This is a genomic window from Nonomuraea sp. NPDC001831, from assembly GCF_042892035.1.
Lineage (GTDB): Bacteria > Actinomycetota > Actinomycetes > Streptosporangiales > Streptosporangiaceae > Nonomuraea.
Window position 1 is genome coordinate 189,207 of the sequence record NZ_JBIATU010000007.1, and the last position, 20,665, is coordinate 209,871.

Annotated in this window: 25 protein-coding genes; 15 read left to right on the top strand and 10 right to left on the bottom strand. The window is 72.0% G+C overall.

Annotation, left to right across the window (positions count from 1 at the left end; all coding sequences use genetic code 11):
* Positions 1-17: 17 nt before the first annotated feature.
* On the bottom strand, positions 18-1,130 hold the full coding sequence (rho, locus tag ACFYYW_RS23980; RefSeq protein WP_387651599.1) for a transcription termination factor Rho: 1,113 nt from the start codon (positions 1,128-1,130) through the stop codon (positions 18-20).
* Between the two features lie 391 nt (positions 1,131-1,521).
* Here rho and ACFYYW_RS23985 point away from each other — a divergent pair, with 391 nt between their 5' ends.
* Genes ACFYYW_RS23985 through ACFYYW_RS24000 form a run of 4 tightly spaced genes read left to right on the top strand, consistent with a single transcriptional unit; the run spans position 1,522 to position 3,794 of the window.
* The gene (locus tag ACFYYW_RS23985) at positions 1,522-1,662 is read left to right on the top strand and encodes a hypothetical protein (protein ID WP_352321299.1); all 141 of its coding nucleotides are present in this window, start codon (positions 1,522-1,524) and stop codon (positions 1,660-1,662) included.
* 10 nt (positions 1,663-1,672) lie between these two features.
* On the top strand, positions 1,673-2,410 hold the full coding sequence (locus tag ACFYYW_RS23990) for an MBL fold metallo-hydrolase (RefSeq protein ID WP_387651601.1): 738 nt from the start codon (positions 1,673-1,675) through the stop codon (positions 2,408-2,410).
* A 24-nt stretch (positions 2,411-2,434) separates the two neighbouring features.
* The gene (locus ACFYYW_RS23995; RefSeq protein WP_387651604.1) at positions 2,435-3,301 is read left to right on the top strand and encodes a TolB family protein; all 867 of its coding nucleotides are present in this window, start codon (positions 2,435-2,437) and stop codon (positions 3,299-3,301) included.
* Positions 3,302-3,311: 10 nt separating this feature from the next.
* A complete protein-coding gene (locus ACFYYW_RS24000) occupies positions 3,312-3,794 on the top strand; it encodes an NUDIX domain-containing protein (RefSeq protein ID WP_387651606.1) in 483 nt (160 codons plus the stop codon).
* Here ACFYYW_RS24000 and ACFYYW_RS24005 read toward each other — a convergent pair.
* Positions 3,753-5,654 (bottom strand): nitrate- and nitrite sensing domain-containing protein, encoded by a 1,902-nt coding sequence (locus ACFYYW_RS24005; protein WP_387651609.1) that lies wholly within the window; start codon positions 5,652-5,654, stop codon positions 3,753-3,755. The genes ACFYYW_RS24000 and ACFYYW_RS24005 overlap by 42 nt on opposite strands.
* A 62-nt stretch (positions 5,655-5,716) precedes the next feature.
* Between ACFYYW_RS24005 and ACFYYW_RS24010 the strand changes: the two genes are divergently transcribed.
* The gene (locus ACFYYW_RS24010) at positions 5,717-6,130 is read left to right on the top strand and encodes a hypothetical protein (RefSeq protein ID WP_364415828.1); all 414 of its coding nucleotides are present in this window, start codon (positions 5,717-5,719) and stop codon (positions 6,128-6,130) included.
* Positions 6,131-6,132: 2 nt separating this feature from the next.
* Here ACFYYW_RS24010 and ACFYYW_RS24015 read toward each other — a convergent pair whose 3' ends face one another.
* A complete protein-coding gene (locus tag ACFYYW_RS24015) occupies positions 6,133-6,588 on the bottom strand; it encodes a hypothetical protein (protein WP_352321308.1) in 456 nt (151 codons plus the stop codon).
* Positions 6,589-6,662: 74 nt separating this feature from the next.
* Between ACFYYW_RS24015 and ACFYYW_RS24020 the strand changes: the two genes are divergently transcribed.
* Complete coding sequence (locus ACFYYW_RS24020) at positions 6,663-7,190, top strand: DUF6886 family protein (protein WP_352321310.1); 528 nt, start codon at positions 6,663-6,665, stop codon at positions 7,188-7,190.
* On the opposite strand, the gene ACFYYW_RS24025 is transcribed toward ACFYYW_RS24020, so the two are convergent.
* The 4 genes from ACFYYW_RS24025 to lysS are packed head-to-tail and all read right to left on the bottom strand — an operon-like array spanning position 7,165 to position 11,102.
* Positions 7,165-8,127, bottom strand: a complete 963-nt coding sequence (locus ACFYYW_RS24025; protein ID WP_387651613.1) for a ketopantoate reductase family protein — start codon at positions 8,125-8,127, stop codon at positions 7,165-7,167. The two genes, ACFYYW_RS24020 and ACFYYW_RS24025, sit on opposite strands and share 26 nt — an antisense overlap.
* Before the next feature lie 19 nt (positions 8,128-8,146).
* Entirely contained in the window at positions 8,147-8,875 is a 729-nt protein-coding gene (locus ACFYYW_RS24030) for a glycosyltransferase family 2 protein (protein ID WP_387651616.1), read from the bottom strand.
* A gap of 60 nt (positions 8,876-8,935) precedes the next feature.
* Positions 8,936-9,475: an AAA family ATPase gene (locus ACFYYW_RS24035; RefSeq protein ID WP_387651619.1), complete on the bottom strand. Its 540-nt coding sequence runs from the start codon at positions 9,473-9,475 to the stop codon at positions 8,936-8,938.
* A 13-nt stretch (positions 9,476-9,488) separates the two neighbouring features.
* Entirely contained in the window at positions 9,489-11,102 is a 1,614-nt protein-coding gene (gene lysS, locus ACFYYW_RS24040) for a lysine--tRNA ligase (protein WP_387651622.1), read from the bottom strand.
* Between the two features lie 89 nt (positions 11,103-11,191).
* On the opposite strand from lysS, the gene ACFYYW_RS24045 reads away from it, so the two are divergent.
* Positions 11,192-11,707 (top strand): DinB family protein, encoded by a 516-nt coding sequence (locus ACFYYW_RS24045; RefSeq protein WP_352321319.1) that lies wholly within the window; start codon positions 11,192-11,194, stop codon positions 11,705-11,707.
* Positions 11,708-11,711: 4 nt separating this feature from the next.
* Here ACFYYW_RS24045 and ACFYYW_RS24050 read toward each other — a convergent pair whose 3' ends face one another.
* Positions 11,712-12,824, bottom strand: a complete 1,113-nt coding sequence (locus ACFYYW_RS24050; RefSeq protein WP_387651625.1) for an ROK family protein — start codon at positions 12,822-12,824, stop codon at positions 11,712-11,714.
* A 90-nt stretch (positions 12,825-12,914) separates the two neighbouring features.
* Between ACFYYW_RS24050 and xylA the strand changes: the two genes are divergently transcribed.
* From xylA to ACFYYW_RS24065, 3 genes are read left to right on the top strand one after another with little or no spacing between them, the layout of a single operon-like run.
* Entirely contained in the window at positions 12,915-14,066 is a 1,152-nt protein-coding gene (gene xylA / locus ACFYYW_RS24055; RefSeq protein ID WP_352321322.1) for a xylose isomerase, read from the top strand.
* Positions 14,063-14,806, top strand: a complete 744-nt coding sequence (locus ACFYYW_RS24060; RefSeq protein WP_387651627.1) for a sugar phosphate isomerase/epimerase family protein — start codon at positions 14,063-14,065, stop codon at positions 14,804-14,806. The genes xylA and ACFYYW_RS24060 overlap by 4 nt, the downstream gene beginning before the upstream one ends.
* Positions 14,803-15,906, top strand: a complete 1,104-nt coding sequence (locus tag ACFYYW_RS24065; RefSeq protein ID WP_387651630.1) for a Gfo/Idh/MocA family protein — start codon at positions 14,803-14,805, stop codon at positions 15,904-15,906. Before ACFYYW_RS24060 ends, ACFYYW_RS24065 begins: the two co-directional genes overlap by 4 nt.
* Positions 15,907-15,915: 9 nt before the next feature.
* Here ACFYYW_RS24065 and ACFYYW_RS24070 read toward each other — a convergent pair whose 3' ends face one another.
* On the bottom strand, positions 15,916-17,196 hold the full coding sequence (locus ACFYYW_RS24070) for an esterase-like activity of phytase family protein (protein ID WP_387651633.1): 1,281 nt from the start codon (positions 17,194-17,196) through the stop codon (positions 15,916-15,918).
* Between the two features lie 169 nt (positions 17,197-17,365).
* Between ACFYYW_RS24070 and ACFYYW_RS24075 the strand changes: the two genes are divergently transcribed.
* The 5 genes from ACFYYW_RS24075 (at position 17,366) to ACFYYW_RS24095 (ending at position 19,690) form a co-directional block, all read left to right on the top strand.
* Positions 17,366-17,632 (top strand): hypothetical protein, encoded by a 267-nt coding sequence (locus ACFYYW_RS24075; RefSeq protein WP_352321327.1) that lies wholly within the window; start codon positions 17,366-17,368, stop codon positions 17,630-17,632.
* Positions 17,633-17,714: 82 nt separating this feature from the next.
* Entirely contained in the window at positions 17,715-17,990 is a 276-nt protein-coding gene (locus ACFYYW_RS24080) for a hypothetical protein (RefSeq protein ID WP_352321328.1), read from the top strand.
* Between the two features lie 121 nt (positions 17,991-18,111).
* Positions 18,112-18,474, top strand: a complete 363-nt coding sequence (locus ACFYYW_RS24085) for a nuclear transport factor 2 family protein (RefSeq protein ID WP_352321329.1) — start codon at positions 18,112-18,114, stop codon at positions 18,472-18,474.
* A gap of 494 nt (positions 18,475-18,968) precedes the next feature.
* On the top strand, positions 18,969-19,319 hold the full coding sequence (locus ACFYYW_RS24090) for a hypothetical protein (RefSeq protein WP_387651638.1): 351 nt from the start codon (positions 18,969-18,971) through the stop codon (positions 19,317-19,319).
* Positions 19,320-19,336: 17 nt separating this feature from the next.
* Complete coding sequence (locus ACFYYW_RS24095) at positions 19,337-19,690, top strand: YbaB/EbfC family nucleoid-associated protein (RefSeq protein ID WP_352321333.1); 354 nt, start codon at positions 19,337-19,339, stop codon at positions 19,688-19,690.
* A 15-nt stretch (positions 19,691-19,705) separates the two neighbouring features.
* Here ACFYYW_RS24095 and ACFYYW_RS24100 read toward each other — a convergent pair whose 3' ends face one another.
* The gene (locus tag ACFYYW_RS24100; RefSeq protein ID WP_364415846.1) at positions 19,706-20,614 is read right to left on the bottom strand and encodes a hypothetical protein; all 909 of its coding nucleotides are present in this window, start codon (positions 20,612-20,614) and stop codon (positions 19,706-19,708) included.
* Between the last annotated feature and the right edge of the window lie 51 nt (positions 20,615-20,665).

Genomic DNA, 20,665 nt, shown 5'->3' on the forward strand with positions numbered 1-20,665 from the left:
CCCATTCTCCAGCGGCCTCACGCCGCCGCGCGCAGCGCCTCCAGCAGGAACGCGGCGTTGGACGGCGTCGCGCGCAGCTTGCCGACGAGCGTCTCCAGGGCCTGCTGCCGGTCCAGCCCGGCGAGCGTGCGGCGCAGCCGCCAGATCACCTGGCGCTCCTGCGGGTGCAGCAGCATCTCCTCGCGCCTGGTGCCGGAGGCCTCCAGGTCGACCGCCGGGAACAGGCGTCGCTCGGCCAGGTCGCGGGCGAGGTGGAGCTCCATGTTGCCGGTGCCCTTGAACTCCTCGTACAGGCTGTTGTCCATGCGCGAGCCGGTGTCCACGAGGGCGCTGGCGAGGATGGTCAGCGAGCCGCCGCCCTCGACGTTGCGGGCCGCGCCGAAGAAACGTTTGGGCGGGTAGAGGGCGCGGGCGTCGATGCCGCCGGTGAGCACCCGGCCGCCGCCGGGCGCGAGGTTGTTGTAGGCCCGGCCGAGCCGGGTCAGCGAGTCGAGCAGCAGCACGACGTCGCGGCCGCCCTCCACCAGGCGCTTGGCGCGTTCGAGGGCCAGCTCGGCGACGGCGGCGTGGTCGCGGTCGGGGTGGTCGAAGGTGGAGGCGAAGATCTCCCCCTGGACGGAGGCCCGCATCTCGGTCACCTCCTCGGGCCGCTCGCCCACGAGCACGACCATGAGGTGCACCTCGGGATGGTTGCGGGTGACCGCGGCGGCCAGCGCCTGCAGCACCATCGTCTTGCCGGCCTTGGGCGGCGCCACGATGAGGCCGCGCTGCCCCTTGCCGATGGGCGCGACCAGGTCGATGACCCGGGTGCTGAGCGACCCGGTCTCGATGACCAGCCGCTCGTCCGGGTGGACGGGCGTCAGCTCCTCGAAACGCGGCCGGTCCCGCCACTCGGTCAGGCCGTTGACGGACTGGACGGCGGCCGGCTTGTTCCCGGCCACGGAGGCCACGACGTGGTCGCCGCGCCGCAGCCCGAGCTGCCTGACCCGCTCGACCGGCAGGCGTACGTCGCCCGGCCCGGGAAGGTGTTCCGCGCGGATGAAGGCGGACTTCTCCTGCACGTCGAGGAGGCCGCTCACCTGCCCTGCGGGCGTTTCCGCGCGCTGGTGCGGAATGGTGTGAACAGACATGATGAGCCCCTTTGGGGGAGATGCGCCGATGCGGGATCGGCGAGTTCGATGAAGAAGCCGGGCCCGGAGAACCTGGGCGGGGCTTGACGAGGAAAACCAGCGGAGCAGAAGCTCAACGCTTGTGGGGAAGATACCACACGTTCCGCCCCATGAAACGCCTAGCCCTCTTGGACTATTCCCGGACGGTTCTGGTGTGTTCTGCCGCGCGTTCCGGCCCGTACGCGTGACAATGTTCTTCATCGCACCACGCCGTGAGGAAGACGCCCGGCCGGCGGTGCGGCGAAGACACACAACCCCCATCAGCGCAGCGGCACCGTGTCAAGTGACATGCAGGACCCCTGCAACTCGGCGGGGGTTCCATGGACACATCCGAGCTCCTTGGGGGAACGCCATGAACACCGTCCACTGCCCGCAGTGCCAGCACACGCTCGACGAGGGCCCGATCATGTACCGGTGCGCCCACTGCTGCCGCGCCGTCTACGCCGCCGACCTGGAGAACGAGTACGTTCCGCGGCAGCCCGTCGCCGCCTAACCTAGGCGGGATGAAGCACAGCCCCATCACCGTCTCCGGCGTCGAGGTGACGCCGCTCTGCGACGCGGTGGGCCCGATGGGCCCCGCGATCCGCCTCCCGCTCGCCGAGATGTTCCCCGGCTCCGGCCCGGCGGACGATCCGTGGGTCCTGCACTTCCACTGCTACCTGCTGCGTGACGGCGCAGGCCGCCTCACCCTCGTCGACACCGGCATCGGCGGGGAGGACTCCCCGGCGGCCGGCTGGGCGCCCGTGCCCGGCGTCCTGGCGGACGAGCTGGCGGCGGTGGGCGTCACGCCCGCCGACATCGGCACCGTCGTCCTCACCCACCTGCACAGCGACCACGCCAGCGGCGCGGTCACGGGCGGCCGGCCGGTGTTCGAGAACGCGCGCCACGTGCTCCAGCGGGCCGAGGTGGACTCGGCCTCCGGAGCCATGTCCGACCTGCTGACCCTGCTCAAGGACCAGCTCCACGTCGTCGAGGGGCAGGCCGAGATCGCGCCGGGCGTCCACGTCCAGCACACGCCCGGCCACACCGCCGGCCACCAGATCGCCAGGGTCGGCGACCTGGCCATCACCGGCGACCTCGTGCTCCACCCGGTGCAACTGGCCGACCCGGGCATCCACTACGCCTACGACGACGACCAGGAGACGGCCGCGCGCACGCGCACCGAGGTCCTGGCGGCGCTGCGGGCCGAGCGGGCGACGATCGCCACCGCGCACTTCAGCGAGCCGTTCATGCGTCTTTGATCCGTTACGGCACCATAGGCTGTCATGAAGATTCGTGTTGTGGCCGGGCTCGCCCTCGGCGCCGCATTGCTGGCCCCCGCCCCCGCGTCGGCGGCCACCGCGCCCGAGCTCTCCGGCGCCGCCGTCTACGCGGGCGACGGCCACCGGCTCGCCCGCTACGAGGGCGGGGAGTGGAGCACCCTCGCCAAGATCGGCGCGCTGCCGCAGTTCGCCGTCTCGCCGGACGGCAGGAAGGCCGCCTGGGTGACCGACGGCGGCAACCTCCAGGTCAAGGACGGCGCCAAGACCGTCACCGCGGCCACGAAGCTCCAGGGCGGCACGCCGTGCCTGACCCCCGTCTGGTCGCCCGACTCCACGCAGATCGCCTACGTCGGCAAGGGCGAGACCGTCATGGCGGTCAAGGCCGACGGCACCGGCAGGCGCCGGCTCGGCACGACCAAGGGCGTGTGCCACCTGGCGTGGGCGGCGGGCGGCCGGTACCTCGCGGGCTACACCGGCGAGGCCGACGCCGTCTACCGGCTCGACGTCCAGACCGGGAAGGCCGTCAGGGCCAAGGGCGTCAAGCTCGTCACCCACGTGCAGAGCCTGTCGCCGAACGGCCGCAACGCGGTCGTCGCGGTCCCCGCCGATTCGGCCGCGCTCGGCGACGGCAGCTGGCCGGCGGCCTTCAAGCCGGCCGTGGTCGACCTGGTGACGGGCCGGAAGCTCACCCCGGCCGTCAAGGGCCGGCTGATCGGCGCCTTCTACCTGGCCGACGGGCGGCTGGTCGTCCGCGTGGCGGGCGGCGCGCACAACACGCTGGTCGTGCTGGACGCGGCGGGCAAGGAGAGCCAGCGGATCGAGGAACCGGCCAAGGCCAGGACCCAGGCGCTGCTGCAGGTGCTGCCGTAACGTTGGCCCGGTGAACGATTTCTGGTCCACCGTCAACAGGGTCGTCACCGGGGCCGCGGCCTACATCACCGACGAGCGGGGCCGCGCCCTGCTCGTCAAGCCCAACTACCGCGACCACTGGTCCTTCCCCGGCGGCATCATCGACGCGGGCGAGCACCCGGCGCAGGCGTGCGCCAGGGAGGTCGCCGAGGAGCTCGGCCTGACGCTGGAGGTCGGCCGGCTGCTCGCCGTGAGCTGGGTCGACGGCCTGGCCTACGTGCCGTACGCGATGGTCAACTTCATGTTCGACTGCGGTGAGCTGCCGCCGGGCACGGTGATCACCTTGCAGGCCGAGGAGCTGGACGACCACGGCTTCTACACCCACGAGGAGGCCGCCCGCCTGCTGCCCGCCCACGGCCACCGGCGGCTGCTGGCGGCCGCGCGGGCGCGGGCCTCGGGCGGGACGGCCTACCTAGCTCCCGGCGAGGACCGGCTGGTCGGCCAGGAGGGCTGAGGGCAGGAAGACCATCGCGGTCAGGCCGCCGTAGGGCGAGGGCGCGAGGGTGACCTTGATGTCGTGCCGGGCGGCCAGCCGGCCGACCACGAACAGGCCCAGCCGGTCGCTCTGCGCCAGGTCGAACTCCGGCATCTTGGCCAGCCGGTCGTTGAGCTCGTCCAGCTCGACGCGGGGCAGGCCGAGGCCGCGGTCCTCGATCTCGATCATCAGGCCGTTCGGGGTGCTCGAACTGCGCACGTCCACCCTGGTCTGCGGGGGTGAGAAGAGGGTGGCGTTCTCGACCAGCTCGGCCAGCAGGTGGGCCACGTCCGTGACGGTCGCGCCGAGCAGCGCGGTCTGCGGCGGCGGCAGGATCTCGACGCGCTCGTACTCCTCGACCTCCGCGACGGCCGCGCGCAGCACGTCGAGGATGGCCACCGGGTTGCGCCAGCCGCGTCCGGGGGCCTGGTCGGACAGGATGATCAGGCTCTCGGCGTGTCTGCGCATGCGGGTGGTGAGGTGGTCGAGCTTGAACAGGTCGGCCAGCAGGTCGGGCTCCTCGGTGGCCCGCTCCATGCTGTCGAGCTGGAGCAGCTGGCGGTGCAGCAGCGACTGGTTGCGGCGGGCCAGGTTCACGAAGACCTGGCTGACGCCGTGCCGCAGCCTGGCCTGGCCGACGGCGGCCTCCACGGCCGTGGACTGCACGTGGTTGAAGGCCCGCACGATGTCGGCGACCTCGGAGGTCTCCGTCCTGACCTCCAGCGGCGCGACCTCGGCGGCCGTGGGCGGGCGGGTGTTCGTGCGCAGCCGCTCGATCAGCCCGGTCAGCCGCACCTCGGCCAGCTCGGTGGCCGCGTCGCGCAGCCCGGCCAGCTCGCGGACCAGCCGCCTGCGGAAGCGCAGCGACAGCAGGATCGAGGCGAGCACGGCGAGCAGGCCCACGCCGCCGGCCACGCCGATCTTGATCAGGATGCTCCCGGCGGCCGGCGTCACCCGGGCCACGATGCCCTCCACGGCCTGGCCCTGGTCGCGTTCGAGCACGGCCCACAGGTTCTGGCCGTCGATCTCCCAGGTGGCGGCGGTGGCGGGCAGGCCGTTCATCGCGGCCTGGCCCCGGATGGCGTCCTCGGCGTCGAGGAACTCCTTGTAGACGGGCGAGGCGGCCAGTTGCTCGTACGGGCCGCGCAGGCCGCCGTCCAGGTGGGAGAGCGCCTGCGAGTACAGCAGCCGCCGGGTCGCCACCATCCCGGTGAACGCCTCCCGCTCGACCGCCTCGACCCGCCCTCTGGCCAGCACCACGACGATCATCGCGCGCTCGCGCGAGACCAGGTCCTTGGCCTCGCCGAGCATGGTGACGGCCCGCGCCTGCCGGTACAGCGACATGTCGGGCACCAGGACCATCGCGTCGTACATGCGGAAGGAGGCGTCCACGATCTGGCTGTAGCCGTCGATCACGGCCAGCGGCGCGACCGTGTTGCCGTCCACCTCGGCGCGGATGCCGGACAGCAGGTCGAGCTTGGCGTTGAGGGCGTCGAGCTGGGTGCGCATCTCGGGCGACATCCCGCGCTGATCCTTGGCCAGCTTGCGGAAGGCCGCGACGGCCCGGTCGGTCTGCCCGCGCTGCCTGGCCAGCTTGTCCGCGCCGCGGTGGGTGGCCAGGAACTCGACCGAGGCCAGCCGCTCGTCCTGGAGCTCGGCGTTGATCCGCTCCGACGGCGTGGCCAGGTTGGAGGCGAGCTTGTTGATCTCCAGCAGGCGCAGGCCGTCGCCGCCGGTCAGGCCCGCCGCGAACGCCCACAGCCCGACCAGGGACAGCAGCGGCACGAGCAGGAGGATCAGGAGCTTCAGAGCAATGGGACGGCCACGCGTGGGGGGCATGCGACCTCCGGGTGCATGATGAGATCGCCTCGCAGATTACACCCCCCTTTGGAAGGATTTCTGTGCGTCTTCCGCGTTCCGCCGCCGGCTGGACCATCGGCGTCTTCGGCGTGCTCGCCTTCGCGCTCGGGCTCGTCGGGCTGCTGTCGCCGGACTCCCTGCTGGTCCTGCTGGGTTTCGAGGTGCTCGGCGTACGGCCGTCCGGCGACTACACGCTGGTCTACATGGCGGCTTCGTCGATGGCGGCGGTGAACATGGGGGTCTATTACGTTTTCGCGGCATCCGCCGACTACACGCCGTTCTTCCGGTGGACCGTGCCGTTCCGGCTGGTGACGTTCGCGGTGTTCACGACGCTGGTCGTCACGGGGGCGGCGCCGGGCGAGTTCTTCGGCGTGGGGCTCTGGGAAGGCGTGGGAGCGCTGGTCACGGGGTTCGCGCTCTGGCGCGAGGGCAAGCTGCTGCCCTCGCGCCCATGAGCTCACGGCCTGGTGTCGTCGGGGCGGCGGCCGCCGGCCACCAGCCGGTCGCCGTCCACCCGTTCGTGCGCGGCTCGCTCGCTCGCGACCCGTTCGTGCGCGACGCGGCCGTCCGTTCCGCCGTCCGTCACGCCGTCGTGCGCGGCGCGGTTGCGGTCGCGTTCGAGCCGCCGTTCGAGGTCCCGCTTCTCGTTCTCCAGGCGGGAGACCCGGTCGGATTCCTCGGCGCGGGCGGCCCGCAGCCTGCGGCGCTTCCTGGCGGTCCTGCGCGACCCGGCGCCGATCAGCCAGATCCCCGCCAGCAGGGCGGCCGCGACGACCGCTCCGGCGAGGAACATCTGGACGTGGTCGAGCTGGTAGGTGTTGCCGAACAGGATGTACCTGGAGCTCTCCTCCGTCGCCACCAAGGCGACGGCGCCGCCGGCGAGCAGGACCAGGATCAGACCCAATAAGACCATCCGAACTCACCCCTTGTCGTCAGAGCGCGTTTCTTCTGCCCTGACGGAGACGGGGTATGCGCATGATGGCGGGTATGAGACCCGAGCCCGGCCAGGTGCTGCACTTCTCTGAGGACCCGACCATCGAGCGGTTCGTGCCCCGGGTCGCGCAGACGTCCTCGCTCGGCGAGCCGTACGTGTGGGCGGTCGGCCACGACCGCTGCCCCGACCACTGGTTCCCGCGCGCCTGCCCGCGGGCGATGGCCTGGCGCGGGCCGCACACCACCGACGAGGACGTGGCCAGGATCGCCGGCGCGGGCTGCGGCGAGCGCGTGCACGCCGTCGAGTACGCCTGGCTCAGGGCCGTCATGGACGTCCGCCTGTACGCCTACCGCCTGCCCGCGGCCGGGTTCGCGCCGATCGGCGATCCGCCGCACGCCCTGGTGTCGAGGGAGCCGGTCGTCCCGATCGGCCCGCCGGAGCCGGTGGGCGACCTGTTCGAGCTGCACGAGCAGGCCGGGATCCAGCTGCGCGTGCTGGACAACCTGTGGCCGTTCTGGCACGAGGTGACCGGCAGCAGCATGGAGTTCAGCGGGATCAGGCTGCGGAACGCGCGTCGATGAGCGCGGTCAGCTGCGCCACCGGCATCGAGGCGGGCGGCAGCTTCTCGCGGGCGACCCGGTTGGCCTCGCGGCGCAGCACTTCGTTGACCGGCGTGGGCACGCCGTGCTCGCGGCCGAGCAGGACGATCTCGCCGTTGAGGTAGTCGGCCTCGATCGAGCCGCTGCCCCTGGCCAGGCTCTGCCAGGACGACCCGCCGCCCCGCCGGACGCCTTCGATCGGGACGACGTCCACCTGGTGGCCGCGGACCCGGCGCTCGTCCTCGGAGGTGGAGTAGGGGATGCCCGCGTGCTCGAACACGCCGATGGCCTCGGCGCGGGCCCGGTCGGCGAGCTCGGCCATGCCGTCGGCGTGCCCCACGAGGGCTTCGACGGCGTTGCCGAGGTTGTTGAGCAGCTTGCCGTGCTTCCAGCGCATGACGTCGGGGGTGGCGCGGGCGAGGAGCCCGTGTTTGCCGAGGTCGTCGGCGATCTTCCCGGCGAGGTCGTCCACACCCTGGGGATAGCGCCCGACGTGCAGCAGGCCCGAGTACGGGTGGCCGTGGGCGGCCACGACGCCGGGTTCGAGGTGCTGGGACGGCAGCCACACGCACATGCCGTAGACCCGCTCGGACCTGCGCAGGACGGTGCGCTCATTGGCCACGCCGTTCTGCGCGCACACGACCGGCAGGTCCGTCGGCCAGGGATCGAGGGCGGCCAGGGTGTCCTGGGACTTGGTGGCCAGGATCAGCACGTCGTCGTCGCGGGTGGGGATCGGGCCGGAGGCCGCGGGGATGGCCAGGGTCTCGTCGGAATCGGGGGTGATCAGGCGGAGTCCGTCACGCTTGAGCGCCTCGTGGTGCGCGCCTCTCGCGACGAGCACGACCTCGTGCCCGCCCTGGTGGAGGCGGGCGCCGATGGTGCCGCCGACTGCTCCTGCTCCGATCACTATGTAGCGCATTGTCGGAGGATGTCACTTCCTACTTCGCCAGCGCCACCTCGGTCTGCGGCATCATGGCGGTCCCGCGCGTACGCTCGCGCATGATCGTCTTCAGCACGCGCCAGCCGTCGCGCACCGCGTGCAGGTTGCTCGCGCCGTGGATCCGGGAGCGCTCGTGGCTGGGCACCTCGTGGATGACCAGGCCGGCCTGGGCGGCCCGGACGTTCATGAGGGTCTCGATCTCGAAGCCGTCGCAGTCGAGCTCCATGACGTCCAGGTGGTCGCGCCAGAAGGCGTTGTAGCCGTAGCACAGGTCGGTGAAGCGGGTGCCGTACAGCATGTTGGTCAGGCCGGTGAGGAACTTGTTGCCCAGCGACCGGATGGGGCTGAGGTCGTCGGAGCCGCCGCCGGGGGCGTACCGGGAGCCCTTGGCGAAGTCGGCGCCGTCGATGAGGGTCTCGACGAACGAGCGGATCTCCTTGCCGTCGGTGGATCCATCGGCGTCGATCATGACGATGATGTCCCCCCGGGCGGCCTGGAAGCCCTCGATGAGGGCGTTGCCCTTGCCGCGCCGGCTCTGCACGACGACCCGGAGGTCGGGACGCAGCCTGCGCGCGACGGCGACGGTGTCGTCGGTCGAGTTGCCGTCGACCAGGATCACCTCGTCGATCCAGTCGGGCAGCGTGGCGAAGACGTGGGGAAGGTTCTCGGCTTCGTTCATCGCGGGGACGATGACACTGACACTGGCGGCGAAGGGCTGCTTGTTCATGGGTACAAGGTGCACCTGCACACATGCAGCCCACTTGACACTGCCTTGCAGTGATCCTACTTATATGCGATCTCCACCGACCAATGCCTCGTCCGCCCGCGCGAGGATCTCCTCGACGGTCTCGGCGGGGGACTGGGCGGAGGTGTCCAGCCACAGGCCGATGCGTGGCGTCCCGGCCCGCAGGGCGGCGTCGAGCTGGGCGATCGTCCAGGCGCCGTAGCCGGTCTTGGCGCGTTCGCGCTCGCGGCGCTCGACGGCGGCGGCGTCGGGGGCGAGCACGACCACCCGGAGCGGACGGGTGCGGATCCACTGAGTGAACCGCTCCAAGTCCTCTCCAAGAACCACATCTTGCACAATTGCTGTAAATCCGGCTTCGAAATACAAGTCCGCCGTCCGGGCCGCGAGCCGGTAGCGCAGGTGCAACTGGCGCACCGCCTCCTCCTCCGACCCGGGCGTCATCTCGGCCCGGCCGCCCACGACCATGCGGCGGAAGGTGTCGCCCCGGACGTGGGCCGACCGCGGCAGGCGCTCGGCCAGCGCCTGGGCGACCGTGGACTTGCCCGCGGCCGAGATCCCGGTGACCAGGACGACGCCGTTCACCCGCGGCCGCCCCTCACCCGCCGACCAGCTTCCGCACCCGGTCGGCGCCCACCGCCATGAGCAGCGTGGGCAGCCGCGGCCCGGTGTCGCGGCCGACCAGCAGCCGGTAGAGCAGGACGAAGAACGCGCGCTGGGCCGCCTTCAGCTCCGGCGTGGGCTTGGCGTCGGCGTCGAGACCGGCCTGGAGCTTCGGCACGCCGTAGACCAGGTTGGTGAGGCCGTCGAGCGTCCAGTCGTCGAGGCCGTCGGCCAGCAGCCGCAACGACTCGCGCTCGGTCTGGCCGAGGGAGTCGAGCAGCTCCTGGTCGGGCGTCTCGCGCACGTGGGTGCGCTGGTCGGCGGGCAGGTGGTCGGCCACCCAGCGCTGCGCCCGGTCGAGCCGGGGGCGGGCCTCGTCGAGCCGGTCGACGGCGTCGAGGTCGCGCAGGATGCGCAGCGCCTGCTCGTCGTGGCCGGTGGTGATGTCGAGGATCGAGGCCAGCGTGCGGTAGGGCACCGGGACCGGCGTGGCCGGCAGCGGCCCGGCGGCGGTGCCCACGGCGCGGGCGTGGGCGGCCAGCTCGGCGGGCTGGGCCTGGCCGGCGGCGACCTTGCGGGCCAGGGCGTCCCACTCGTCGTAGAGGCGCTGGATCTCCTGGTCGAAGGCGATCTTGAAGGACTGCGCGGGCTTGCGGCGGGCGTACAGCCAGCGCAGCACGGGCGCCTCCATGATCTCCAGCGCGTCGGCCGGGGTCGGCACGTCGCCCTTGGAGCTGCTCATCTTGGCCATGCCGGTGATGCCGACGAAGGCGTACATCGGGCCGATGGGCTGCTCGCCGCCGAAGATCTCGCCGACGATCTGGCCGCCGACGATCCAGGCCGAGCCGGGGGAGTGGTGGTCGACGCCCGACGGCTCGAAGACCACGCCCTCATGCGCCCACCGCATCGGCCAGTCGACCTTCCACACCAGCTTGCCGCGGTCGTGCTCGGCCAGGCGCACGGTCTCGCCGAACCCGCACTCGCAGGTGTAGGCCAGCTCGGTCGTCTCGTCGTCGTACCCGGTGACCTTGGTGAGGTCGCGCTCGCACAGCTCGCAGTACGGCTTGTACGGGAAGTAGTCCGCCACCTCCCGGCCGCCGTCCTTGGTCCGGTACGCCGCCAGGATCGCGTCGATCCGCGACCGCTCGCGCATGGCCAGCAGGATCTGCTCCCGGTAGGCCCCCGAGGTGTACTGCTCGGTCTGGCTGATGCCCCGGTAGTCGACGCCCAGCTCGGCCAGCGCGGCGGTCATCGGCGCCTTGAAGTGCTCGGCCCAGTTGGCGTGCGGGCTGCCCGGCGGGGCGGGCACCGAGGTCAGCGGTTTGCCGATGTGCTCGGCCCAGGACGGGTCGACGCCCGCGGGCACCCTGCGGAAACGGTCGTAGTCGTCCCAGGACAGCAGGTGCACGCAGTCGAGGCCGCGCCGCCTGATCTCGTCGGCGACGAGGTGGGGGGTCATGACCTCGCGCAGGTTGCCGAGGTGGATGGGACCCGAGGGGCTGAGCCCGGAGGCGCAGACGATCGGTTTGCCCGGGGCACGACGCTCCGCCTCGGAGATCACCTCGTCCGCGAACCTGGAGACCCAGTCGGCCTCTGCACTTTCCGCCATCGAGCCATTGTCGCGGCTCGCCCGGGTCATACGCGAACCGGCCGAAAATCCGGTGCGTCGCCGATGACCCCTGCAGTAGCCTCCGGCGCATGACGCCACCCCGTGTACGTCCGCCCTTCGTGGCCGACGAACGTACCCAGCTCGTCGGCTGGCTCGACATGCAGCGCGCGATCGTCCACTGGAAGTGCGAGGGGCTGGCCGAGGCCGACGCCCACCGGCCGGTGCTGCCGACCTCGCCCCTGATGACGGTGGCCGGCCTGGTCTCCCACATGCGCTGGACCGAGCACTGCTGGTTCGAGGTGCTCTTCCTGGGCGGCAGCGCCGAGGGCAACCCGCAGTTCCAGGACGAGCCCGAGGACGCCGACATGCTGGTCGAGGGCGTCACGCTGGCCCAGCTCCTCGACGACTACGCCAAGCAGTGCGAGCGCTCCAACGAGATCGTCGCCGCCCACTCGCTCGACGACGTCGGCAAGCACCCCGACTTCCGGTCGGCGGCCTCCTCGCTGCGCTGGGTGCTGATCCACATGGTCGAGGAGACCGCCCGGCACGCCGGCCACCTCGACATCGTCAGAGAGCTGGTCGACGGGAACAAGGGCTACTACTGACCCGTCACACGCCCAGCACGTCCGCGGGGTCGGCGACGATCCGCTGGATGATCAGCCCGGCCGCCCCCAGCACCGCCGCGTCGGCGCCGTTGGCCGAGACGACCAGGGCGGGCGGCGTGCCGCGCATCTGCCCCAGCCGGGCCGCCAGCACGTCCCCGGCCGGGGTCTCCAGCCACGGGAACAGCGGGGCGAAGATGCCGCCGAGCACGATCCGGCCGGGGTCCAGCAGGTGCACGGCCGACGTGAGCGCCACCCCGAGCGCCTCCCCGGCCCGCGCGCAGGCGGCCAGCGCGCGCCGGTCGCCGCCGGCCAGCGCGTCGGCCAGCTCGGCCACCGAGTCCAGGTCGCCGAGCAGGGCGTCCTGGCCCGCGTACACCTCCAGGCAGCCGCGGCCGCCGCAGCGGCAGGCGGGGCCGTCGGGGGTCACGACGACGTGCCCCAGCTCGCCGGCCAGCCCGTACGTGCCCCGGAACACGGTCCCGTCCACGACCAGCCCGGCGCCGACGCCGATCTCGCCGGAGACGTAGAGGAAGTCCGTCGCCCGCGAGCCGAACCACAACTCGCCCAGCGCCGCCAGGTTCGCCTCGTTGTCGACCGCGCACGGCAGGTCGAGCAGGTCGGCCACCCGTACGTCGCGCCAGCCCAGGTGGGGGGCGTTGCGCAGCAGGCCGTCCTCGACCGTGCCGGGCACGGCCAGGGCGGCGCCGATGATCCGCAGCCCGGCCGCCTCGGCCTCCGCGGTGACCTCCTTCACCAGGTCGCGCAGCAGGTGCAGCACGCCCGCCGGGTCGGAGCCGCGGTTGTCGGCCGGGCGGATGCGGCGCAGGCGTACGGACCGGGTCAGGTCGACCACGCAGGCGGCCAGGTAGTCGATGTTGACCTCCAGCCCGAGCGCGGCCACCCGGTGCCCGCTCAGCTCCACGGCCACGCCGGGCCGCCCGCGCTCGCCGTCGCGCACCGCGCCCGACTCGCTCACCGCGCCGGCCTCCAGCAGGGCCGCGACCAGGCTGGACACGGTGGTCTTGGTCAGCCCGGTGAGCTCGGCCAGCGCCGCCCTGGTGAGCGGGCCGTGCCCGTGGACGGCCTGGAGTACCACGGCCAGATTGCGGGCACGCATGGAATCATGCCGGACCCCCCTTGACGCCACCATGCATGCCTCCTCAGGATTATGTACAGATTATGGACTAAAGGTAGGGGACGTCAGCAAATGTCATCCTTCACTCCGACACCAGCCGATCGCTTCACCTTCGGACTCTGGACCGTGGGCTGGCAGGCCCGTGACCCGTTCGGCGACGCGAGCCGTCCCGCGCTCGACCCCGTCGAGAGCGTGCACCGGCTGGCCGAGCTCGGCGCGTACGGCGTCACCTTCCACGACGACGACCTGCTGGCCGTCGAGCCCGACCGGGACAAGGCGATCGCCGCCTTCCGCAAGGCCCTGGACGAGACCGGGATGAAGGTCCCGATGGCCACCACGAACCTGTTCACCCACCCGGTGTTCAAGGACGGCGCGTTCACCAGCAACGACCGCGACGTGCGCCGGTACGCCCTGCGCAAGGTCATGCGCAACATCGACCTGGCCGCCTCGCTCGGCGCGACCACGTATGTGTGCTGGGGCGGCCGCGAGGGCGCCGAGTCCGACGCGGCCAAGGACGTCAAGGCGGCCCTCGACCGCTACAAGGAGGGCCTGGACCTGCTCTGCCAGTACGTCCTCGACCGCGGCTACGACCTGCGCTTCGCCCTGGAGCCCAAGCCCAACGAGCCGCGCGGCGACATCCTGCTGCCGACCATCGGCCACGCCCTGGCGCTCATCAACGACCTGGAGCACCCCGAGATGGTGGGCCTCAACCCCGAGGTCGGCCACGAGCAGATGGCGGGGCTCAACTTCGTCCACGGCATCGCCCAGGCGCTGTGGCACGGCAAGCTGTTCCACATCGACCTCAATGGCCAGCACGGCCCCAAGTACGACCAGGACCTGATCTTCGGCCACGGCGACCTCAAGAGCGCCTTCTTCCTGGTCGACCTGCTGGAGAACGGCGGCTACGACGGCCCCCGGCACTTCGACTACAAGCCGCTGCGCACCGAGGACCCCGACGACGTGTGGGACTCGGCCGCCGCGAACATGCGCACGTACCTGATCCTGAAGGAGAAGTCGCGCGCCTTCCGCGCCGACCCCGAGGTCCAGGAGGCCCTGCGCGCCTCCCGCGTGGACGAGCTGGCCCGGCCCACGCTGGCCGCCGGCGAGACCTGGCAGGACCTGGCCGGCGACGACTTCGACCCCGAGGCGGCGGCCCGGCGCGGCTTCCACTTCACCCGGCTCAACCAGCTCGCCCTCGAACACCTCATGGGGGTCCGTGGATGACCAGGCCGCTCAGCGTCCAGCTCTACACCGTCAGGGAGCAGCTCGCCGCCGACCGCGACGGCACCCTTGAGCGCATCGCGGGCATCGGTTACGGCGCCGTCGAGCCCTTCGACCCGACCGCCGACCCCAAGGGCTTCCGCCAGGTGATCGACGACCTGGGGCTCGCGGTGAGCAGCACGCACGCGTACGCGCTGCTCAGTCAGGAGCCCGCCGAGGTCTTCGACGCCGTCGCCACGGTCGGCGCCGACCTGGTGATCATCCCCGGCGGCGTCCCCGAGGCCGAGTTCACCACCCGCGACGGCCTCACGCGCACCGCCGACCTGCTGAACGGCCTGGCCGAGCAGGCGGCCGGGCACGGCATGCGCATCGGCTACCACAACCACTGGTGGGAGATCGAGCCCAGGATCGACGGCCGGCACGCCATCGAGGCGCTGGCCGACCTGTTGGTCCCCGAGGTGTTCCTGGAGATCGACACGTACTGGGCGGCCGTGGGCGGCGCCGACGTGCCCGCCCTGCTCGGCCGCCTGGCCGGGCGCACGCTCGCGCTGCACGTCAAGGACGGGCCGATGGTCAAGGGCGAGCCGCACACGGCGGTGGGCGCGGGCGCGATGCCGGTGCCCGAGATCCTGGCCGCCGCGCCGGACGCCTGGCGGATCGTCGAGCTCGACACGTGCGCGACCGACCTGTTCACCGCCCTGGCCGACAGCCATGCTTACCTGACCGGCCTGGAGGGCTCGTGAGCGGCGGGCCCGTCGGCGTCGCGGTCGTCGGCGCCGGGGTGATCAGCGCCCAGTACCTGCGCAACCTCACCGCCTTCCCCGACGTGCGGGTGCTCGGCGTGGCCGACCTCGACACCGGCCGGGCCGCCGCGGCGGCCCGCGAGCACGGCGTGCCCGCCTCGGGCAGCCTGGCCGAGATCCTCGCCCTGCCCGAGGTCGAGATCGTGGTCAACCTGACGGTCCCGGCCGCGCACGCGGCCGTCGCGCTGGAGTCCCTGCGCGCCGGCAAGCACGTGTACGGCGAGAAGCCGCTCGCCCTGGACATGGACCAGGCGGCCAAGGTCATGGCCGAGGCCGCGAACCTGGGCCTGCGCGTCGGCGGCGCCCCCGACACCTTCCTCGGCCCCGGGCTCCAGGCCGCGGCGCACGCCCTGCGCTCCGGCCTGATCGGCGAGCCGGTCGGGATCACCGTCGCCTTCCAGAACCTGGGCCCGGAGTCCTGGCACCCCGATCCCGAGTTCTACTACCGGCCCGGCGGCGGCCCCCTGTTCGACATGGGCCCCTACTACCTGACCGCGCTGGTCTCCCTGCTCGGCCCGGTCGCCCGGGTCGCGGGCGGCACCCGCAGGGCCCGCGCCGAGCGGGTCGTCGGCTCCGGCCCCAAGGCCGGCACCCTGTTCCCCGTGGACGTGCCCACCCACGTCAACGCCCTGCTGGACTTCCCCGGCACGGCCACCGCCACCGCGACCTTCAGCTTCGACTCGCCCGTCAGCCGCAAGCTGATCGAGGTCATCGGCACGGAAGGAGCCCTGCTGCTGCCCGACCCCAACACCTTCGGCGGCCCGCTGCTGGTCCGCGGCCCGCACGACGCCGACTGGCGCGAGCTGCCCGTCGCCGCCGAGCAGGCCGGGCGCGGCATCGGCGTGCTCGACCTGGCCCGGTCGCTGCGCGCGGGCACGCCGCACCGGGCCTCCGGCGAGCTGACGCTGCACGTGCTGGAGCTCATGACGGCCATCACCGAGTCGGGCGAACGCGCCGAGTTCCGCCCGATCACCTCGGCCGCGACGGCCCCCGAGCCCCTGCCCGCCGGCTGGGACCCGTACGCGAGCACGCTGTCCTGACGGGACGGCTCAGAAGAGCGGCCTGGCCAGCCGGATCGTCAGGATCCGGCTGGTCACGCCCGAGTCCACCAGGCGGCCGTCGGCGTCGAAGGTGCCGAGGCCGAAGTCGTTGTCGTTGGCCACGGCGAGCGTCACCGGGTCGAGCAGGGCGACGCCCTCGATCTTGCCGGGCAGGCCGGGGATCGCCGCCAGGTCCACGGCCAGGGCCTTGGTGGCGACGGTGACGTCCGACGGCAGCGACGCCTCCAGCGAGGGCGTGGTGGCCGGGTCGTCGTGCCGGCCGCCGAGCAGGTTCGTCGCCCGGCGCAGGTCCACGGTGTAGAGGCGGGCCACGGCGTCGGTGCGCTCCTGGAGCAGCAGGCGGCCGGGGCTCAGCACGTTCAGGGCGGAGATCTTCATGTCGCCCTGCTCGGCCGCCGGGTCGAAGGCGGCGACGTTCTCCATGGTGTAGGCCCACTCGCCGGTCGGGCGGCCGGTACGCAGGTCCACCCGCAGGATCCGGGCCGTGCTCGACGCCTTGCCGGTCTTCTTGTCGGGGTTGGCGAGCGGGCTCTGCACGGCCAGGTACAGCGCGCGCTCGGCCTGCGAGACGCCGAGCGCCTCGATGCCGCGGTTCTGCTGCCGGGTCGCCAGGATCGCGGGCAGCGTCTCGTGGACCGGGTAGCCGGCGCCGGTCAGCTTCAGGCCCTTGGGCACGTACCTGGCCAGGACGCGGCCGTCGCCCGCCACGTGCAGCAGCGAGGGGGAGTACTCGTCCACCAGCCAGAAGCCGCCGTGGCCGTCGGTGACGAGGTCCTCGGTGTCCAGGCCGTTCGGGTCGTAGGGGAGCTGCGTCAGGCCGTCCCAGGTGTAGGGGATCTCGTCGTGGCCGGACTGGTTGGACAGGCCGGTGATCGGGGTGCCGTCGGAGGTCTTCAGCGGGATGCTCTGCACGATGCGCGCCGCGTCGTGCCGCACGGCCACGCGGACGATCGCCGGGGCGAACTCCGGCACCGGGAACGTGCGCCGCTTCTCGCCGTTGATCTTGGGCTCGCCGTTCGGGCCGCGGTCGGTGACCATCCAGTACTCGCCCGCGCGCGTGGCCGGGAACAGGCCGCTGCCGAGGCCGCCCAGCTTGACGCCGCGGGAGTTCTTGACGATGTCCGGCTCGAAGGCGGCCAGGTCGGGGGCGGGCAGCGTCACGTCGGACAGGACGCGCGGCTGCCGTCCCGAGGCGGCGTCGGCGGGCGCGGCGACGGTGGTGGCGAGGGCCGCGCCGACGGCCAGCAGGGCGATGAACGAACGAGACATGACGCTTCCCTTGGCAGCAAATCTACAGATAAGGGTCGAAAGGTATCCACGCTGGATGTCCTGCTGTTGAAGGGCGCGTGAATTCGTCACACGACATCCTGCGAAATTTCACGACGACCGGTGACATGTCGTACTAGGTGGTCCTCCGAGGGCTTCCTAGCGTGGAGCCGTGATCCTCATCCGGCGTACGGCCGTCGCCGCGGCGGCCGCGCTCATCTGCTCGCTGCTGCCCGCGCAGGCCGCCCGCGCCGACGGCGCCTACACCTGCTTCCTCGGCCGGATCGACCACGGCACGATCTCCGGCCGGGACTGCGAGGGCGTCGGCTACGTGAACGTCAACGTCACGATCATGGCCGGCCCCGACCCCGGCACGTACCTGTGCCGCACGGCCTTCTCCTGGAACGGCTCCCTGTCCGGCGAGGGCTGCACGCGCTGAGCGCGAGCCGGGCGTCCTTTCCTGCCGGTGAGGTCCCCGGACCGGCCGTTCCCTTCCCTCTGTTCGGGGCAGAGGGCTGCTCATGACCCAAGACCCTTTCGAACCCCCCGGAGCCGGGCTCATCACCTCCTGGATCGCGCTCCTCGACAACGCCCGCCACGAGAACCGGGTCATCTCGGTACGCCTGCTCAGCGGCGACTCCTTCACCGGCCACGTCACCCGCCGGGGCGACTCCGTCGTCACCGTCGAGTCCTCGGAGCGGACCTCCGGCGTCCGGGAGCACAACCTCGCCATCAGCGCCATCGTGTCGATCACCTTCGAGTCGCCGGCCGCTCCCGGCGGGACCTCGCCCGCCTGAGCACCCGCCGGAACGCCCGGCTGTGTGCCGGAAGCGCCGGACGCGCCGGCCTGTCGCACGGGAACGCGTCGTCCCGTATCGTCCCCACCAGCGGACCCCGTCCACGTGAGGAATGATCAACATGTCCCACGATGTGGTACGACGCGTTTTCCAGGCGGTCGACTCGTTCGACCCCGACACGTTCGCCGAGCTGCTGGCCGAGGACGCCACCCTGGTGTTCGGCAACGCCGAGCCCATGGTGGGACGCCACGCCGTCGCCGCCGGCCTGCGGACGTTCTACTCGACCATCGGCGGCCTGCGGCACCGGATCGTCCGGGACTGGCAGGTGGGGGCCGACACGATCGCCGAGACCGAGGTGACGTACCGGCGGCTCGACGGCAAGGACGCCGCGGTGGTGGCCGTGTCCATCTGGCGCACCCGGGACGACGGCCTGATCTCCGACTACCGCATCTTCGCCGATCTCGCCCCCGTCCACGAGTCGTAGCGACTTCCTGCTATTCCTGTCGGTATTGTGGACAACTCCCCGTGCGCCGCCGGCGGCCACGTACCGACAGGAGAACCGCCATGCCCACCTACGAGCCGCCCACCCCCACCCCGACCGGTACGCCCGCCCCGAGCCCCACGCCCCCGACCCCCAGTGAGCCCCCGACCCCCAGCCCCACGACCCCGTACCCCACCCCGACCCCCACCTCCACGGCAACCCCGTCGCCCACCGGGACCCCGACTCCGACCGGGACCCCGACCCCCACCGGGACCCCATCTCCGACCGGGACGCCGGCGCCGACCCCGACCGGGACCGGCACCCCGACCCCCACCGGGACCCCGACCCCCACCGCAAGTCCGACCCCCACCGCGAGCCCGACCCCGACCCCGACCACCACCCCCAGTGCGACACCGAGCCCTTCAGGGGTGGCTCCCGCCCCGAGCGCCACCCCCTCGGCCCCCGCCCCCGGCGCGGCCGGCCCCCAGGGCCCTGGGATGCCGACCACCGAGGTGCACGGCACCACCTTCACCAAGGCCGCCGGCGCCTTCCTGGCCGAGCGCACCGAATTCGCGAACGACACCCGCCGCATCCTCGACGCCCTCGACGCACTGGGCGACTTCGCCGGCACCGACGAGACCGCGAACACCTTCAAGAAGAACTACGCGACGGCCCTGGGAAAGGCCGAGACCTACGTCGACGCCCTGCGCGAGGTCTACCCGGCGGTGGCCGACCGCCTGGCCGAGATGCGGACCAGCTTCGACGTCGCCAACTGGGCCACCATCGCATCCCTGCCCGAAGTGTCCGACCCGCCCAAGCTCGCCCCCAAGGACGGACAGCTCATCTGACACCCCTGGAGCCCCCGATGACCACCCCCGAAGACCCCACCCCCTACCTCGACGACGAGATGCGCCACCTCCTCGGCCAGTTCCAGGCCGACGTCCGCCCGCTGGAGGAGTTGCAGGAGAGCCTCGACGCCGTCCGCGGCCGTGGCGAGGCCGCCGACGGCCAGGTGACGGCCGAGGTGTTGCCGACCGGCGCGCTCGGCGGCCTGCGCATCGATCCGCGGGCCATGCGACTGGGCGCGGACGCCCTGGCCGAGGCCGTGCTGGCCGCCGCGAACGCCGCGGCCGAGGACCTCGCCGCCCAGATGACCGGCCTGATGACGACCGGTCTGAGCCCGTTCGCCGACGAGATCCGTCGTTTCACCCGGGACTGACGACGTGACCGGCACTCAGTACCGGCGCCACCGCCTGAACTGGTCCTGGCCCGCGGCGACCCCCAGCTTGGCGAGCATCTGCTGCCAGGTCGGCAACAGGCTGACCGGGTCGTCCACGACGTCGCCCGGCCGGTTGAGCGCGTTGGCGGTGGTGCTGAAAATGGTGGACCCGGTCAGGAACACGACCGCGTTCCGCGCCGCCGGGTTCTTCGGCAGCACGTTGGCGGCCTTGCCGAAGTTGGCCGGGTCCACGTGGTAGAAGACCATGGCCGCGGCGAAGTTCTTCAGCATGTACTCGCCGCGGTCCCCCCAGGAGCCGGTGTCCTCGCCCCTCGCGAGCTTGAGCCCGTCGACGACCGCCTGGTCGAGCACGGTGTAGGCCAGGCTGCCCCCGACGGCGTAGATGAACCGCTTGCCCACGGCGTTCTCGAACATCTTGAGCAACAGCCGCGCCTGCGACCTGCGTATCGCCCAGTTGATCATCACCTGGACCTTCTTGTCGATCGCCGGCCAGCAGAAGAACATCAGCAGTTCGATCCACTGGATCATGGCCATCGTGCGCAATGTGTGCTGGGTCCGTTCCAGCAATTCGGCGTAATCCTCGACCGCGTCCGCCAGCCCTCGGATGTAGGCGGCGACGCGCGGCGGATAAGGCGCGATCTCCTGGTTGAAATACGTCCGGAACGCGTCGATGCCCACGCCGGAATTCGGCGGCAGCCAGACCCGGGACGCGACCTCCTCGACGTCGTCAAGGCTGGCGTCCACGCGTCCCGCCAATTGCCGCAACAACCCCGCGGCCGCCCGCGCCTTCGCCGGATCGCCGTCCGGATAGGCCACGCTCAACATCTGCAGAACCACGCCGCCCACTCCGACGGCGGAGAACATGAACCCCGCCATCGGCAGCGCCCGGGAAGACGGACTCATTCGACAACCCCTTCTGCTGGAATCGACAATCAGTTGTGGGATCATCCCATC

Excerpts from the sequence above, each read along its gene's own strand:
- rho (WP_387651599.1), bottom strand. The coding sequence starts at position 1,130 with ATGTCTGTTCACACCATTCCGCACCAGCGCGCGGAAACGCCCGCAGGG.
- ACFYYW_RS23985 (WP_352321299.1), top strand. The coding sequence starts at position 1,522 with ATGAACACCGTCCACTGCCCGCAGTGCCAGCACACGCTCGACGAGGGC.
- ACFYYW_RS23990 (WP_387651601.1), top strand. The coding sequence starts at position 1,673 with ATGAAGCACAGCCCCATCACCGTCTCCGGCGTCGAGGTGACGCCGCTC.
- ACFYYW_RS23995 (WP_387651604.1), top strand. The coding sequence starts at position 2,435 with ATGAAGATTCGTGTTGTGGCCGGGCTCGCCCTCGGCGCCGCATTGCTG.
- ACFYYW_RS24005 (WP_387651609.1), bottom strand. The coding sequence starts at position 5,654 with ATGCCCCCCACGCGTGGCCGTCCCATTGCTCTGAAGCTCCTGATCCTC.
- ACFYYW_RS24015 (WP_352321308.1), bottom strand. The coding sequence starts at position 6,588 with ATGGTCTTATTGGGTCTGATCCTGGTCCTGCTCGCCGGCGGCGCCGTC.
- ACFYYW_RS24020 (WP_352321310.1), top strand. The coding sequence starts at position 6,663 with ATGAGACCCGAGCCCGGCCAGGTGCTGCACTTCTCTGAGGACCCGACC.
- ACFYYW_RS24025 (WP_387651613.1), bottom strand. The coding sequence starts at position 8,127 with ATGCGCTACATAGTGATCGGAGCAGGAGCAGTCGGCGGCACCATCGGC.
- ACFYYW_RS24030 (WP_387651616.1), bottom strand. The coding sequence starts at position 8,875 with ATGAACAAGCAGCCCTTCGCCGCCAGTGTCAGTGTCATCGTCCCCGCG.
- lysS (WP_387651622.1), bottom strand. The coding sequence starts at position 11,102 with ATGGCGGAAAGTGCAGAGGCCGACTGGGTCTCCAGGTTCGCGGACGAG.
- ACFYYW_RS24045 (WP_352321319.1), top strand. The coding sequence starts at position 11,192 with ATGACGCCACCCCGTGTACGTCCGCCCTTCGTGGCCGACGAACGTACC.
- ACFYYW_RS24050 (WP_387651625.1), bottom strand. The coding sequence starts at position 12,824 with ATGCGTGCCCGCAATCTGGCCGTGGTACTCCAGGCCGTCCACGGGCAC.
- xylA (WP_352321322.1), top strand. The coding sequence starts at position 12,915 with ATGTCATCCTTCACTCCGACACCAGCCGATCGCTTCACCTTCGGACTC.
- ACFYYW_RS24060 (WP_387651627.1), top strand. The coding sequence starts at position 14,063 with ATGACCAGGCCGCTCAGCGTCCAGCTCTACACCGTCAGGGAGCAGCTC.
- ACFYYW_RS24070 (WP_387651633.1), bottom strand. The coding sequence starts at position 17,196 with ATGTCTCGTTCGTTCATCGCCCTGCTGGCCGTCGGCGCGGCCCTCGCC.
- ACFYYW_RS24080 (WP_352321328.1), top strand. The coding sequence starts at position 17,715 with ATGACCCAAGACCCTTTCGAACCCCCCGGAGCCGGGCTCATCACCTCC.
- ACFYYW_RS24085 (WP_352321329.1), top strand. The coding sequence starts at position 18,112 with ATGTCCCACGATGTGGTACGACGCGTTTTCCAGGCGGTCGACTCGTTC.
- ACFYYW_RS24090 (WP_387651638.1), top strand. The coding sequence starts at position 18,969 with ATGCCGACCACCGAGGTGCACGGCACCACCTTCACCAAGGCCGCCGGC.
- ACFYYW_RS24095 (WP_352321333.1), top strand. The coding sequence starts at position 19,337 with ATGACCACCCCCGAAGACCCCACCCCCTACCTCGACGACGAGATGCGC.
- ACFYYW_RS24100 (WP_364415846.1), bottom strand. The coding sequence starts at position 20,614 with ATGAGTCCGTCTTCCCGGGCGCTGCCGATGGCGGGGTTCATGTTCTCC.